Source organism: Leptospira ilyithenensis, assembly GCF_004771005.1.
In the GTDB taxonomy this organism is placed as follows: Bacteria; Spirochaetota; Leptospiria; order Leptospirales; family Leptospiraceae; genus Leptospira_A; species Leptospira_A ilyithenensis.
The window spans coordinates 586072-601472 of sequence record NZ_RQHV01000061.1 but is presented as its reverse complement, the minus strand read 5'-3'; the positions used below and the strand labels follow the sequence as shown (position 1 = coordinate 601472).

13 protein-coding genes are annotated in these 15401 nt (G+C 41.0%); 6 read left to right on the top strand and 7 right to left on the bottom strand.

Annotated elements, in window-relative coordinates; translation table 11 throughout:
* Positions 1-15: 15 nt before the first annotated feature.
* From EHS11_RS16155 to clpA, 4 genes are read left to right on the top strand one after another with little or no spacing between them, the layout of a single operon-like run.
* On the top strand, positions 16-3165 hold the full coding sequence (locus tag EHS11_RS16155; protein ID WP_135765388.1) for a SpoIIE family protein phosphatase: 3150 nt from the start codon (positions 16-18) through the stop codon (positions 3163-3165).
* A 15-nt stretch (positions 3166-3180) separates the two neighbouring features.
* Positions 3181-4368 carry a GNAT family N-acetyltransferase gene (locus EHS11_RS16150; RefSeq protein WP_135765387.1) on the top strand — a complete coding sequence of 396 codons (1188 nt, stop codon included), beginning with the start codon at positions 3181-3183 and terminating at the stop codon, positions 4366-4368.
* Positions 4358-4693, top strand: a complete 336-nt coding sequence (gene clpS / locus EHS11_RS16145) for an ATP-dependent Clp protease adapter ClpS (protein ID WP_246047962.1) — start codon at positions 4358-4360, stop codon at positions 4691-4693. The genes EHS11_RS16150 and clpS overlap by 11 nt, the downstream gene beginning before the upstream one ends.
* Positions 4693-6957, top strand: a complete 2265-nt coding sequence (gene clpA / locus EHS11_RS16140) for an ATP-dependent Clp protease ATP-binding subunit ClpA (protein ID WP_135765385.1) — start codon at positions 4693-4695, stop codon at positions 6955-6957. The genes clpS and clpA overlap by 1 nt, the downstream gene beginning before the upstream one ends.
* A gap of 41 nt (positions 6958-6998) precedes the next feature.
* Here the strand turns inward: clpA and EHS11_RS16135 are convergent, their stop codons facing one another.
* Both EHS11_RS16135 and EHS11_RS16130 read right to left on the bottom strand, forming a co-directional pair.
* Complete coding sequence (locus tag EHS11_RS16135; protein ID WP_135765384.1) at positions 6999-7529, bottom strand: hypothetical protein; 531 nt, start codon at positions 7527-7529, stop codon at positions 6999-7001.
* Between the two features lies 1 nt (position 7530).
* Positions 7531-7992 carry a RidA family protein gene (locus EHS11_RS16130; protein WP_135765383.1) on the bottom strand — a complete coding sequence of 154 codons (462 nt, stop codon included), beginning with the start codon at positions 7990-7992 and terminating at the stop codon, positions 7531-7533.
* Positions 7993-8143: 151 nt separating this feature from the next.
* Here EHS11_RS16130 and EHS11_RS16125 point away from each other — a divergent pair, with 151 nt between their 5' ends.
* Both EHS11_RS16125 and EHS11_RS16120 read left to right on the top strand, forming a co-directional pair.
* Entirely contained in the window at positions 8144-8587 is a 444-nt protein-coding gene (locus tag EHS11_RS16125) for an Hsp20/alpha crystallin family protein (RefSeq protein ID WP_135765382.1), read from the top strand.
* A 10-nt stretch (positions 8588-8597) separates the two neighbouring features.
* Positions 8598-8996 (top strand): Hsp20/alpha crystallin family protein, encoded by a 399-nt coding sequence (locus EHS11_RS16120; RefSeq protein ID WP_135765381.1) that lies wholly within the window; start codon positions 8598-8600, stop codon positions 8994-8996.
* Positions 8997-9064: 68 nt separating this feature from the next.
* Here the strand turns inward: EHS11_RS16120 and EHS11_RS16115 are convergent, their stop codons facing one another.
* The 5 genes from EHS11_RS16115 to EHS11_RS16095 form a co-directional block, all read right to left on the bottom strand.
* Entirely contained in the window at positions 9065-9478 is a 414-nt protein-coding gene (locus EHS11_RS16115; protein ID WP_135765380.1) for a hypothetical protein, read from the bottom strand.
* A gap of 89 nt (positions 9479-9567) precedes the next feature.
* Positions 9568-10653 carry a histidinol-phosphate transaminase gene (gene hisC / locus EHS11_RS16110; RefSeq protein ID WP_135765379.1) on the bottom strand — a complete coding sequence of 362 codons (1086 nt, stop codon included), beginning with the start codon at positions 10651-10653 and terminating at the stop codon, positions 9568-9570.
* 5 nt (positions 10654-10658) lie between these two features.
* On the bottom strand, positions 10659-12161 hold the full coding sequence (locus EHS11_RS16105; RefSeq protein WP_135765378.1) for a 2-isopropylmalate synthase: 1503 nt from the start codon (positions 12159-12161) through the stop codon (positions 10659-10661).
* 18 nt (positions 12162-12179) lie between these two features.
* Entirely contained in the window at positions 12180-13619 is a 1440-nt protein-coding gene (locus EHS11_RS16100) for a hypothetical protein (protein ID WP_135765377.1), read from the bottom strand.
* A gap of 54 nt (positions 13620-13673) precedes the next feature.
* Positions 13674-15395, bottom strand: coding sequence for a methyl-accepting chemotaxis protein (locus tag EHS11_RS16095; RefSeq protein ID WP_135765376.1), 1722 nt, complete (start codon positions 15393-15395; stop codon positions 13674-13676).
* Between the last annotated feature and the right edge of the window lie 6 nt (positions 15396-15401).

The following is a 15401-nucleotide window of genomic DNA, read 5'->3' as shown; positions in this document are numbered from 1 at the left end:
AATATTTCTGTCAACATGGCAAACTGGGGACCGATTTCGTTCGATTTTTATTCTTTTGGATCACTCGTCGGAGTGATTTTCACCTTCTATAATGCCCAATTATTTCTAACCGTAAAAGAAAAGTCCCGAGCTACTTATCTCTTGGGAATGGGAACCTTATCGCTGGGTTTTTTTCACCTGGCCTACATGATTAATTTTTCCTTTCTCGGGCCGGCAGCTGCCTATATGCGCTGGCTTGTGATTCCTTCTGCCTTGATCGGAGCGGCTTATCTCGCGAGTTTCTTTTTGTCATACCCCGAAGATACTTACCCGAGATTCAGAAAATATCTCTTTATTTCCATGATGGCGGTGGTGGCGGTTTTTACAGTATCTTTCGCCTATATAAGCTTAGGTGCCGGTAGAACTTATTTTTTCTCCGGTCACTATTGGGATTTCCCTTTGGCAAAATTTTACAAACTGTATTCTCTTGCCGTGTTGGTATATTTTGCTATTTTTGCAATCGTCGGCATCGTTCAAATCATCAAGACCACAAAGGAATTGAGGTTTGTGCTTGCGATCATTCTGTTTTCATTTTTACTCATTACGATCGTTCCGGGCATCTTGAACGCTCAATCCAGAGACGGTGCGATCGAGAGAGGTTTGTTTCAGACCATTACCGACTTACTTCTGGTAGTGGGTTTGTTTATCGCAATCGTCGTTTATATCAACAATACGAAAGACAAAACGACTATACTATCCAGGATCATAGGAATTTCACTTGCCACGTTTCTTTTGGTCATTCAGTTGGTAGCTTACGTTTCCATTCAGCAAACCGAAGTTAGCTTTGATCGGATCTATTTTCAACAGGCAAGAAGTGCCGTCATAGATGAGGACAGTAGAAAAAAAGTTTCTTTCTTTTTTACATACGATTTGAATTCCAGAGAAGGCAAGTCTTTGAAAGATCCCGAAAACACTACTCTTTCCCCGAAGGAATATGTGCCTGAGTTTTGGAATTCCTGGTTGTATGAGGAAATCATTTCCATTTCCGACGGAGAGTCTTTGAGAGACCGGTTGGATCCCATTCTTGCCAAGATGCCTGCAGATAGCAAAGGTTATGTGTCCGAAATCAAGTCTGCGGTGGATACGGGAGGAGTTAACACTTCCTCGGGACTTGTTACCTATCTGAATTCGCTAAAAAGAAAGATTTTATATACCAGAAACAAATGGAAAGAAATCTCACCGAATGAAGTAAAAACCAAAGGAAAAGCCCTTTTTTCCTTACAATCCGGACCGATGAGCAGTTTTCATTCCACTGCCGTTTCGATCATCGACTCTTCTTTACCTGAAGAAACGATTTGGAATAAAGTAAATATTCTACTCTCTCCCATGACCTATACCGGAGAAAGAAACTACAGAGGAAAGATTCTCTTTGCGGAGAATGCTCCCGACTTTCATTTTTTCATCAGCTACTTTATCGTAGATAAAAAGGAAAACAAGGTGTATGAAATCGGTTTTCCCTATTTGGATTATCGGGATTTTCAACACCAATCGTCTCTCCCTTGGATGTACGGAGTGGTGGCAATTGCAGCGATTGTAATACTCGGATTCAGACTGTTCTTTTTGCGTGCATTGATCCGACCGATCGAGCAGATCATCGAAGGTTTAACGGAAGTTAATTCCGGCAACCTGGAACACAGACTTGTGATCAATGTGGAAGATGATATCGGATTTATGGCGCGTTCCTTCAATCGAATGGTGCGTTCCATCCAGGCGGCCCGTAAAAAATTGCAACAATACGCGGAACAGTTGGAATCCAAAGTTCAGGAAAGAACAAAGGAATTGGAAAACACTTTAAAAGAAGTCCAGGCTCTCAAACACCAGCAAGACGGTGATTATTTCCTAACCTCTTTGCTCCTCCAACCGTTTTCCGCCAATCATGCCGACCATGATAATGTACAAGTTGACTTTCTTTTGGAGCAAAAGAAAAAATTCACTTTCCGACAACATTCCAAAGAAATCGGAGGGGATTTGAATATTGCCAACCAGATATTTCTCAATGGCAAATCCTATACTGTTTTTTTAAACGCGGATGCTATGGGAAAATCCATGCAAGGAGCGGGCGGTGCGCTTGTACTCGGTTCCGTGTTTGAATCCATCATCACTAGAACCCAACTTTCCAATGAAGCGCGCAGAACTTATCCCGAACGTTGGATCAAAAATACATTCATCGAACTTCATAAGGTTTTTGAAGGATTTGACGGTTCCATGCTTGTTTCTCTTGTTTTGGGACTCATCGACAACGAGAGTGGTTTGCTTTATTTTATCAATGCGGAACACCCTTGGATCGTTCTCTATCGGGACGGAATTGCCAGCTTTATGGAAAACGAGCTGATGTTCCGTAAGCTGGGAACCAGCGGAGTTGCAGGTGATATTTATATCCGTACTTTTCAACTGGAACCGGGAGATGTTGTGATTGCAGGTTCCGATGGTAGGGATGATCTCTTGATTTCCCATACCGCCGAAGGGAAAAGAGTCATCAACGAAGATGAAAGACTTTTCCTGAAAGTCGTGGAACGAGGGCAAGGTGATCTGGAGAAAATCTATGACGAGTTGCAAAAAATAGGAAGTCTTACGGACGACTTATCTTTGTTACGCGTTTCCTTTGTAGAGGAAAGAGAAAAGGCAAGGATTGAAAAAGAAAAACTGAAAGAAATCCAAAGCCTGCTCGGAAAAGCGAAACAAGCTTCAGATTCGCAAGATTTGCAGGAAGCTGTTGCTTATCTGGAAGAGGCAAACTCTTTGGAAGCGAACATTCCAGAGATCAAAAAGAAATTCATTCAACTTTATCTGAAATTGAAAGATTATGGTAAGGCAAAGTCGCTTGCACGCGATTATAGCGAGCTAAAACCAATGGATACGGAAATTATGTATGTGACTGCTTTTTGTGCAAGAAAAGTGGCCGATCTGAAAACAGCGGTGGATTTTGGAGAAAGGGTTCGACTTCGCGATCCGCAACATGTAAAAAATCTGATCAACTTGGGGCAGACTTATCTGGCTGAGAAAAATTACGTCCGTGCCGAGATCATTTTGACGGCGGCAGTGGTTTTGGATCCCGAAAATCCTAGTCTAGCAAGACTTTTGGATCATATTCGTAAAAAACAAAGTAAGAATGAGCCAGTCGCGTAAGTCTAAACTTTCAGAGTGACAAAGACTTTCACCAATATCGTTTGCGAAACGAGTTTCCTTTCCTTCACAAAGGAAGAATGGAACCGTCTCGTTCCGGAAGATTCCATGTTTCAAGAATGGGAGTTTTTATCTACTCTGGAATCTTCCGGTTGCATCGGTAGATCGGGTGATTGGGACATTCGAATTCTCTCTTACCGGGAAGCAGGTGTTCTGCGAGGTGTTCTTCCTTTTTATAAAAGAAAAGATTCTTACGGAGAGTACATCTTTGATTTCCAATGGGCGGATGCATTCCATCGGGCCGGGATTCCTTATTATCCCAAATACTCTTCCGCTGTTCCATTTACACCTGTTACAGGGTCTCGGATTTTGATTTCTCCTGATATTTCAGAAGAAGGAAAAGTAACGGAGATTCAAAAATCGCTTTTGGATGCACTTGTTTCCAAAGGAGAAGAGGAATGTGTTTCCTCCGTTCATGTTTTATTTTGCAAAGAAGAAGAATTGAAGAGCGGCAAACTATCCGGTTTTGTTCCTAGAGTCACTCACCAATACCATTGGTTCAATAAAGACTTTCAGAGTTTTGAAGATTATCTTGGCACGCTTGTCAAAGACAGACGCAAAACAATCAAACAAGAACGCAAAAAAATCGCGGCACTTCCCATTCGAATTGAGACTCTAGTGGGAGATGCGATAGGGAAAGAACACGCGGATATTTTCTATTCCTTTTACCAGGACACTCATTCCCGGAAATGGGGACAAGCTTACCTTAACCACCAATTTTTCAGAACTATATTTGATGTGATGAAACATAGAATTCATTTGGTGCTTGCCAGTGATGAATCCGGAAAACCCATCGGAGGAAGTTTTAATTTTTACCGGGGTGATTATCTTTTCGGCAGATACTGGGGGGCGACTTCCCATGTTCCCAATCTGCATTTCGAATGTTGTTATTATCAGTTGATTGAATTTGCAATTCGGAATAAAATGAAACGTGTGGAAGCAGGTGCGCAAGGAGAACATAAATTTCTCAGGGGATATGAAGCGGTTCCCATGTACAGTATGCACTATATATACAATGAGTCAGGCAGACAGGCGATTTATCATTATCTGGAAAAAGAAATTCTTATGGAAGAAGCCAATATCAAAGAATACAACCATCATTCTCCCATCAAATCCTTACGAAACGGAGATGGCAATGACAATTAAAAGATCCAATCAATCACAGGACGATGTACTTTTGCAGGAAAAGCAAAAGATAAAATTAAAGAAACCGAGCCGCTATAAGGTGATTCTCATCAACGATGATTTCACTCCTCAGGAATTTGTAATATGGGTTTTGGCAAATGTTTTTCGAAAAACAATGGAAGAATCTCGTCATATCATGTGGACCGCACATACAACGGGGACTGCTGTTTGCGGGGTATATCCTTTGGATATTGCTCGTACCAAACTGGAAGAAGTACATAAATTGGCTGATGAAGCAGGACATCCATTACAATGCCAGCTTGCTAAGGAAGAAGAGGAGGGGTGATGAATCTATCTAAAGACATGGAAAATTCTCTCGAGGCCGCAAGGAAGGAAGCGGCAAAATACAATCATGAATTCATTACATTGGAACATCTTTTGTACGGACTCACCTTTAATGAAAAAGCAAAGGAAGTGCTTCTCAGCGTGGGATGTGACATTGATTTGTTACGTAAAGAACTGGAGACTTACTTTGTAGAAGACCTTGCAACCATTTCGGTTCCCTCTTTGTCGGTACAACCGCGTTATACGGTAGGAGTCCAATTCGTCATTCAGTTTGCCGCTTTTCATGTTCAAAACAACGGCAAAACCGAAGTGGATGGAAGCAATGTGCTAGTTGCACTATTCCGGGAAGAAGATTCGCAAGCTTGTTATCTTTTAGCGAAACAAAACATTTCCCGTTTGGATGTGGTTCGTTTTGTATCTCATGGAACCAAAAAAAGTAAAAATACGGAAGAAGCTTTGCCTTGGGAAGAAGAGGAAGTTTTAGCCGATGAAGAAAACAAATCCGCGCTGGACAAATTCTGCGTCAATCTTACCGAAAAAGCCAAACAGGGAAAATTGGATCCTTGCATCGGACGGGAAGAAGAAATCGACAGGACCATTCATATTCTTGCCCGCAGGCGTAAAAACAATCCGATCTTTGTAGGCGAAGCCGGTGTAGGTAAAACTTCCATCGTAGAGGGACTTGCTCAAAGAATCGTACAAAGAAAAGTGCCCGAGAGTCTTAAAAATTTTATTATCTATTCTTTGGACATGGGGCTTGTTATGGCAGGCACCAAGTTTCGGGGCGAGTTTGAGGAAAGACTCAAAAATATTTTGAATGAAGTTGTGGCAGATCCGAATAAGGTCATCTTTGTAGATGAGATCCATACCATTGTAGGAGCAGGTGCCGTATCAGGCGGGAGTTTGGACGCATCCAACCTGATGAAACCGGCGCTCGCCAACGGGGAATTGAAATGTATCGGAACTACAACCTACAAAGAATACAAATCCATATTTGAAAAAGACCATGCGCTCTCCCGCAGATTTCAAAAAATCGAAGTGGCGGAACCGAGTGTGGAAGATGCGGTTAAGATTCTCAACGGATTAAAACCGAAGTACGAAGAATTTCACGGGGTCAAATACAGCCCTAAATCCATCCAGTCAGCTGTGGAATTATCCAATCTTTATATACGAGACAGGCAATTGCCAGACAAAGCGATCGACCTTATGGATGAGGCGGGCGCCTTTGTTAAGTTACGCGACGAAAAAAGGGAAAATGCAAAACGCCAGGTCAATCTTCCAGAAATAGAAGCATTGGTTTCAAAAATTGCAAAAATCCCTCCAAAAACTGTCAAGACCGATGACAAAAAGAAACTCGAATCCTTAGCGGCTGAGATGGAGACGGTTGTTTTCGGACAAGATCATGCAATAGAACAAGTTGTAGATTCGATTCATTATTCCCGTTCCGGCCTTGCGGGAGAAGGAAGGCCGATCGGAAGCTTCCTATTTGTAGGACCAACCGGTGTGGGCAAAACGGAAGTGGCGAAAACCCTCGCAGAAAAAATGGGGGTCGCATTCCTTCGTTTTGATATGTCGGAGTATATGGAAAAACATTCTGCTTCGAGACTCATCGGTTCTCCTCCCGGTTATGTGGGATACGACCAAGGTGGTCAGCTAACAGACGCAATTGCAAAGACTCCTCATTGCGTGCTTTTGTTGGATGAAATAGAAAAAGCCCACGAAGATATTTATAATATTCTGCTTCAGGTAATGGATCATGCGACCCTTACGGACAGCACTGGCAAAAAAGCGGATTTTAGACAAGTGATTCTGATCCTTACCACAAATACCGGTGCCCGGGAAAGTTCCAAGCCTCTACTTGGATTTGAGCAGTCAAGTTATGACGATAGAAGTATGAAAGCGATTGAACAGACTTTTTCGCCCGAATTCAGAAATAGGCTAACATCTGTAATTGAATTCCATCCTTTGACCGTTCCGATCGTGGAAAGAATTGTGGATCGGATGTTCCTGGAATTGAAAGATAAAGCGAAACGAAAAAATGTAATGATCGAACTATCCGAAGAGGCCCGTACATTCCTCGCAGAAACAGGTTATAATAAGGAGATGGGGGCGAGGCCGATCCAAAGGATCATTGATGCGGAGATCGGCAAACCTCTTTCTAAGAAGATCTTATTTGCTTCCGATTCCCATGAAAAATGGAAAGTGGTGATTGTAAAAGATGCAAATGGGAAACCGAAGATTGATCTGGAAAAAGCGGAGAATTAAAAAGTAAAAACAAATGATTAAAGAATCGTTTTTACGGTTCTTTAATCATAAAGACTGTCTTCCCTTTGAAAGGTTAAAAATCCAAATAGAAAGGAAAATGCAGAGACAACGGAAAAGAGATAGAAGGTGATTTTGAAATTGACTTCTTTCTCGTTGATAAAATCAAAATAATATCTGGTTGGTTCCAAATATCCCCATATCAGTATGATTGCCAAAGTCAATTGTGTTGCAAAAAACCAAATCCTCACCCAAGAACTTTTCCAAAAACCAAGGAAGAAAAAATTAAGCAAAGAGACCAATATAAATAAAAAATTCCATTTTGGTCCTATATTTACAGTCTCGGGAGAATCAAAAAACTGAATTTCATAACTGAACCAAGGTAAGGCGCTGAAAACCAACTGCAAAAAAAGCAGAATGAAAAAGATTTGATCCAACAAAATCTTTCTCTTCCAAAACTGAAACAGGAAAAGAGATCCGGAATGCGCGATATGAATCCAACCGAGGAGTACGATTCCGATGGAATTGACGGAAAAACGTAAAAACTGGGCCAGATTTGCAAATAGAATCCGCATCTTAACCTTTTACTTCTACGGTGAGTTCAAGTTCTACGCAAGCATCCAAAGGAAGAGAAGAAACTCCGATCGCAAAACGCGCATGAGGTCCTTTTTCCTTGAAAATTTCACTGAGTAACTCGGATGCTCCGTTTGCCACCAAATGTTGTTCTGTAAAATCGGGCAAAGAGGCAACATAAACTCCCAATTTTAAAATTCTTTCCACTTGGTTCAAGGAAGGAATTTGCAGAAGCAGAGTGGAAATAGCATTTAGACATGCTATACGGGCTTGTGATTTTGCAGTTTCAATCGACACTGTTCCACCTAACTTGCCTTTGACAGTCAATACGCCCGATTCCGTAGGCAATTGGCCAGAGGTAAAAATCAGATTTCCGGTTCGAATGGAAGGGAGATAGAGCGCTACCGCTTTCGGAGGGGGAGGTAAAACGAGTCCCAAGGACTTTAAGTTGGCTTCGATATCCATCTCCTGGTAGTTTTTTGGGGTCTGGGTCCACTGGCAAAAAAAAAAAAATTGGCAGAAAAATTCAGAACGAAATTGACTTTTGGCAGACTAATGTATAGAGTGCTAATTGAATTGGCACTAAATTCAATAGAGTGCTAAAGGAGAGATTCAGATGTTTTTTCGAATTCTAGACAATCCCACCCGTTCCAACCCGTTTTGGAGAGATTTTGACAGATTGAATGAAGAGATCACCAAATCCATTTTGGACTCCCAATTTGAAAACTCACGCAGCTTTCCTCCCGTAAACGTATATACGAAGGAAGAGGAAGCTCTTGTAGCAGTTCTTGTTCCAGGGCTCACTCCTGAACAAATTGAAATCTCCGTAAAAGACAATCTTTTGACCATACAAGGCAAAAAGAAAGAAGAGGTGCTCGCAGAAGGAACAGAAGTTCTCAGACGTGAAATTTTTTCAGGAGAATTTGTGAGAACCGTTGAACTTCCTTTCCGAGTGAACCAGGAAGCGGTTTCTGCCAAATACGCAAATGGGGTTTTGAACATTCACCTTCCTCGCAGAGAAGAAGATAAACCTAAAAAGATATCCATCGTAGCCGAATAAGGAGGACCATATGACAGTTGCTATACAAGATAAACCGGAAACAAAAACCTCAGAAGTTAAAATGGAAAACAAAGAGAAGCTTCGCACTTACTCTCCTAATGTAAATGTTTTCGAGAACGCGGAGGCACTCGTATTTCATTTTGAAATGCCGGGAGTGGATGAATCCACAGTCGAGATTCTTTTAGAAAAAGACAGCTTGGTTGTGGAAGGAAAGTTCAAAGAAAATCTTTTTGAAAAGGGAAATCCGACTTACCTTGAATTCAAAGAAGGTAACTACTATCGAAAATTTACTCTTGGTAAGTTGGTCGATTCGGAAAAAACAAAAGCAAAAATCAAGAACGGATTTTTGGAGCTGACTTTACCGAAGATCGAACCCAAGAAGAAAAAAGTAGAGATAGAGCAAGGCTAAAAAAGTCATCCTTAACGATGTGTGTGTGTTTGCCCTTAAGGTGAAAACCTTAGGGGCCTTTTTTTGACTTATTGTTTTCTTGTAACTAATTTTCCCGCAATGTAGCCCATAGGAATATAAGCCCCTGCCAAATCCAAAACAGTAAACCAAATTGGAGAAGGAAGCATTAGTATATTTGCGATTCCTCCCGCGAGAAAAAGAACTCCGATACCTAATGCAAATTTAACTTTATGATTTGTGGCAATAATAGCTGCCACAAGTGCGCCTGTGAATGTCCCGAGAGCATGAGCTAAAAAAGGTAGAATGAAATGTTTCGGCTGGAATAAATGTATGGATGCTTTTAGTCCTTCCATCGTAGTAACATCAGCTCCGTCAGGCGGGGGGATGATATTGCCGCTCGTTGTGATGATTCCCATATTCACCGCACTTCCCACAATAAAACCAAGAATGACAGCCAGAATGTTTTTAATGATCGGATTCATACCTTAACTCTCCAAAATTATATTTCTGAAACAGATAATTTATGGATCTCTGCTTTTGTTCAATATTATAAATTATAAAATATCGCAAACTAGCCCAAAATCAAACTGAGTTCCGAAAGCAATCTGTCATTTTCCTCTTTTGTTCCGATGGAAATGCGAACATAGTCTTTGGGGATTCCTTTGGAAAAATAACGAACCAGTATGTTTTTTTCTTTGAGCTTGAGATAGATTCCTTCGGGAGAAATCCCTTGTTTCGGCTTGCAGAAAATAAAATTCGTAGCACTGGGAGGAATTTCAAATCCAAGGCCTGTCAATTCCTTTGTAAGTCTTGCCCTCTCTTCCAGAACTTTAGTTCTGCAGATTCCGAAGTATTCTTCATCTTCCCAGGCTGTGACTGCTATCGTTTGGTCCAAGATTCCCACATTATAGGAATCTTTCAGTTTTCGGATCAAATCTATGAGTTTCAATTCTCCTACAATAAAACCCACTCGTAAGCCGGCAAGGGAGTAGGATTTGGAAAAAGTTCTGGTAACTACCAGATTCGGATGGTTTGCAATTTCAGAGATCAGGCTCATTCCCGGTTCCGTAAAATCAATATAGGCCTCGTCGGAAAGCACGACTCCTTTGAACCCTTTGACTAGTTCCAGAAGCTTGCTTTTATCTTCCAGGATGCCAGTAGGCGCATTGGGGTGAGCAAAACAAAGCAGTTTGCCTTCTTGTCGGGAGAGGGCTTCAAAATCAAAATGAAGGTCAGGTAGTAGCGGGATCATTCTGTATTTTGCACCTAACATTACTTCTTCGGTAAGAACCGGATAAAAGGAATAAGTCGGTTCCGGTGCGACTACAGTGTCTCCGGGAGCAAGCAATGCATAAAATAAAAGTCTAAGCGCTTCGTCGGATCCGTTCGTTACTAAAATCTGGTTTGGATCCAGATTGTATTTTTTTGCGATCGCATTTTGCAACTCGCTGGAATGATAATTGGGATACTTTCGCAAGACTCCTGAAGTTATGATCTCATTCACCGCAGAGTGGATCTTAGGCGATGGGGGGTACGGATTTTCGTTTGTATTGAGTTTGATTACCTTGTCGCCGAGACCGGGTTGTTCTCCCGGTACATAAGGGTTAAAATCGATGACTTCTTTTCGGATATAGTCGGATGGATTTTTTTCTGTCATTGTTTTTAAAGTCGGTTGAGCGCATTGATATAAGCTTTTGCGCAAGCCTCGATTATATCCGTGGAATCACCTTTTCCTACCACCCGTTTGCCTTCGTATTCGATTGTAACGGAAGCTTCCGCCATTGCGTCCGTTCCTTCTGTAACGGGAGAGATCACCAAACGGGAAAGCAGCGGAAAGAGACCTGTGATTTTATCGATTGCTTTGAAGATACTGTCTACGGGACCGTCTCCTTCTGAAGTGGATTGTTTTTTTACTTTGTCCATAAGTAAGGTCAGACTGGATACCGGTGTTTTTTCGGAACCGGTTGTTTGTTCGAATGAAATCAGTTCGAACTTTTCCTCGACTCCCATTTTTCGGGTTTCCGATTGGAAAAGTGCGATGATATCTTCATCAAAGATTTCTTTCTTTTTGTCGGCAACTTCCAAAAACCTTTGGTAAGCGTTGTCCAGATCTTCCGGTTTCGGGTCGAATCCCAACCTGATGATTCTATCTTTGAATCCGGCTCTTCCCGAATGACGACCAAGCACCATCCTGTTGGATGTTAAACCAACGGATTCAGGAGTCATGATTTCATAAGTTTGTCTGTTTTTGATCACACCATCCTGGTGGATTCCCGATTCATGGGCGAATGCATTCGTTCCCACAATGGCTTTGTTAGGTTGGACGACCATTCCTGTGATGGTTTTGACCAAATAAGACGCTCTTGTGATCAGAGTTCCGTCTATCTTTGTTTCCACTCCGAATTTGTCTTTTCGGGTGCGAAGTGCCATTACTACTTCTTCCATAGCAGTATTGCCTGCTCTTTCTCCGATTCCGTTGACAGTGCATTCGATTTGTCTGCCGCCTGCCAGAACCGTTGCCAGTGAGTTTGCTACGGCGAGTCCCAAGTCGTTGTGACAATGTGCCGAGAATATGACTTTGTCAGCTCCTTTGACTTTTGTTTTCAGGAAATGGAAAAGTTCTCCGTATTCTTGCGGGGTAGTATAACCGACAGTATCCGGGATATTGATCGTAGTTGCTCCTTCTTCGATCACGGCTTCCACGAGTTCACGAAGGAATTCCCATTCGGATCTAGTTGCGTCTTCAGGGGAAAATTCCACATCTTCGACAAATCCGCGGGCTATTCTGACTGCATCTCTTGCCATCGCCAAAACTTCGCTAGGTGACTTGTCCAATTTGTGTTTCATATGGATGGGGGATGATGCGATAAACGTATGAATTCTTTTTTTTACAGCCGGCTTTAATGCGTCTCTTGCAGCTTCCAAATCGGGTTTTAGGGAACGGGCCAAAGCACAGATGATAGGTCCTTCTATTTCCCGGGCAATACGTTCTACCGCTTTGAATTGAACCGGGGAAGAGACAGGGAAACCGGCTTCGATGATATCGACTTTCATTTTTGCCAAATGTTGTGCGATTTCTACTTTTTCATCTTCGCTCATGGCGGCGCCGGGGCATTGTTCTCCGTCGCGGAGAGTGGTATCAAATATGCGAACGTAATCTTCCATCTCTTTCCAGAACAATACCTAGAAGTCCTTTGTCAAGGAGTTCGGAATCCATTCAAGATAGGGCTCCGTGATTTGTTCGGATAGGGGAAGCTGTGGGTTCCAAAAAGGATGGGGAAAGGCATTTGTGATCCAAAAATAGGGTTTTTTCTTTTGGCTGACGGGATAGGACTTGATCTTTCCTTTACTCCAGAATTGGAGAGGGTTTTGGGTTTTGTAATTTGTAAGAATCCTTTTGTTTTGCGAAACTTCTTTCAATTGTTCTACTAAAACCTTTTTTTCCTCTCTGAGAGTAAAACCGTAATTCAGTAATACCAAACAGGAAAATAAACCTAGTAAAAGAATCACCGAATCATTTATATTTTTATAATGAATCGTAAGAAAGGAATAGGCATTCCATTGTGAGAAACACGAGATTGATATAAAGCTAACTAGCGTTATGGTGAATGGTAAAAAATAACGGATCGGATAAGGATGTTCGTAAACAAATCGCGCAATGATTCCGGCAGCAAGTAAGGAGAGAATTCCTTGAAAAATCAAAAATCTCTTGTCCGATCGAAATTGTTTTTTATTTTTCCTAATAAAAAAATAAAATATAAAAATACAGAATGGTAATAGGAAAAAGATACTGGCTCTGTTAAAGAATAACTTAAAAAAATCAAAATAATAATTTCCGAACAAAAACAAAATCCTGCCAACGGACAAGTCGTCCGTTTTTCTTAGTAAAACGGAGAAAGATGACTCTATCGGAAAAAAAATTACTTGGGAAAAAAGTATCCATTCTCCGGTGCAGATCACCAAAATAAAAAACAGTAGATAATGGATTCTGGTTTCTTTTCTTTTTGTAAATAAGCTGCTGATTACGAAAGGAAGTATCGCAAATACAAGAATGAGTCGGTCGGAAGCATAGACAAAACCGAAAAAGATCCATACGAAAAGCAGCCTAATCAATATTTCTCCATTCTTAAGTAGGGACGGAGGGATATTTCCGGGAAATACTTGGAATAGAACATAAAATGAAAACATAAACCCTGTTACGTGATGTCCGTTTGCATAAATCAGTCCCAAAGGGTTTTGTTTGTTTGCATAGGCAAAGCCGACAATCACGGAAGATAAAGAAAAGAATAGAACGAAACCAAGTAGGCTTAAGATTGATTTTTTTCTTCCCATTCGTTTACGGAAAAAACCGTAAAGAATCATGAGATAAGCGGGAAATAAAAATGCTCCGTAGAGGCTAGGAATGTATTCTTTGGGAAAAAAAAGACTCAAGCAGTAAACGATCAAACCGTCAGGAAAAAAATAAGAGGAGGGAGGAAGATACCAACCCAAAGGTTTGGAACTTAGAATGTCCCGAACGAATAACGGAAGATACAGATTGTCCGCATGGTATACGTAGGAAAAGTAGAAAGACTCGCAAACCAGAAAGGAGAATATAAATCCAATGAGTAATAAAATTCCCATCTATGAGAATACTATCTATCTTCCCGTAATTTCGGAAAAGAATTAAACTTTTGCCTAATCTGTAATGAAATGTCCGGAAATGGATTTTAAACTGGCACTCATTGAGGATAATTTCTGAGCGAAAGTTCGAATGTCTTTTGCGCTATTATGAATTGTTTCCGAACCTTCCATTAGATCGCCGATGGATTTTGTAACCGAATCCAAACTGGTTTTTTGTTCATGGGATACAAGTTGTACATCCTTGGCAAATTCGGAGAGGGATTTTATGTTTTTAGTATTTTCCAAGGAATCTTTTTTCTGTTCTTCGATATCACTTTCAATCGTATGAAAACTAAGATTCAAATCCTGAAGGTTTTCGATTACAGTCCGGAAAGTGTCCCGAACTTTGATAACATTGTCTCTTCCTGAAAAAATATCCTTGTTTGTTCTTGAGATAAGCGAAGTTACTTCTTTTACGCTGCTCATTGTCTTGTCGGCAAGTTTGGATATTTCCATCGCTACTACTGCAAAACCCCTTCCCGCATCTCCAGCTCTCGCCGATTCAATGGACGCATTGAGAGAGAGGAGGTTGGTTTGGTCGGAGACGGAGGTGATGAGTTCGATTACTTCTTTAATCTTTTCCGCGCTTTTACTTACCATCTCCATCGAGTTTGTCGCATTCTGAATGTAGTCTTCGGCTTGTTTTGCTTTTTCCAAAGATGAGTTTGTTGATTGGCAAAACAGATGAACCGAGTCATAGACTTTGGAACTCAGTTTGTCCAAATTTTCCATATGCACGTTCACTTTGAAGATGTTTTCCACGATCGTTTCCACTCTGCTGCTGATATTTTCGATCGAATGAACCATGTCTGATAATCCGGTTGCCGCATGATTTAAGTTATTGGCCTGATTTGAAGCAATTTTGATAAACTCACATGATTCGGATTCGAATTCTCCCGAAATATTATTCATTGCCATGACACTTGATGACATTTCAATAATGATGTTCCGTATGTTTTTTTGCATATGCGAAATCAGATTTAAAATCTCACCTAACTCATCCCGATTTCCTTCGGGAATCCTATTGTTCAATTTACCCGAAGCAATGGAACTCGCGGAACTTAGGACGGTAAATACAGGCTCCGATATGGAATTAATGATAAATTTGGAACTGAAAAAACTGATAATGATCAAAACCAAAGAAGAAATCACCAAAGCGTAGATCACTTTCAGATTGAAGTTCACGGTCTCTGAAGTGATTTTTTCCGCCTCTTTCTTTTCTATTGAAATGAGTTCTGAGATTTGAGTTTTTAAGTCGTTTGCAATGGGAGAGATTCCACGTACAAATATGATTCTTTTTTGTTCCCTCATTTCAATATCGAACTTTAAAAATTGTTCGTTCAATTGTTTGAACTGATCAAAGGAGGAATGGAGTTTTACAAAAAGTTCCAGATTTGATTCGGACTCGTCCGCCTCTTCCAAAGTGGCAAGTCCTTGTAAAATGAGTTCAATGGATTTTTTGATTTTGGAATTTTCTTCTTCGTTCACGACGATATCATCTGTCGCTGTTAGTCGGCTTGCGCTGAGTTCAATGGATTGAATGGTTTGGGAGATATTCTCCAATTTGCTTAATTTTTGAAGTTTGTTTTCTACTATGAGCTTCAGCGCGTTTGAGGAAAGTATATTGCTCCAAACTCCCATAAATGAGCATAAAATCAATGATACGGAAAGAAATCCAAAACCTAATAAAAGTTTTGTTTTGATTTTCGTGTTGGCTAAGAAGGGGATCGCTTTCAATTGATG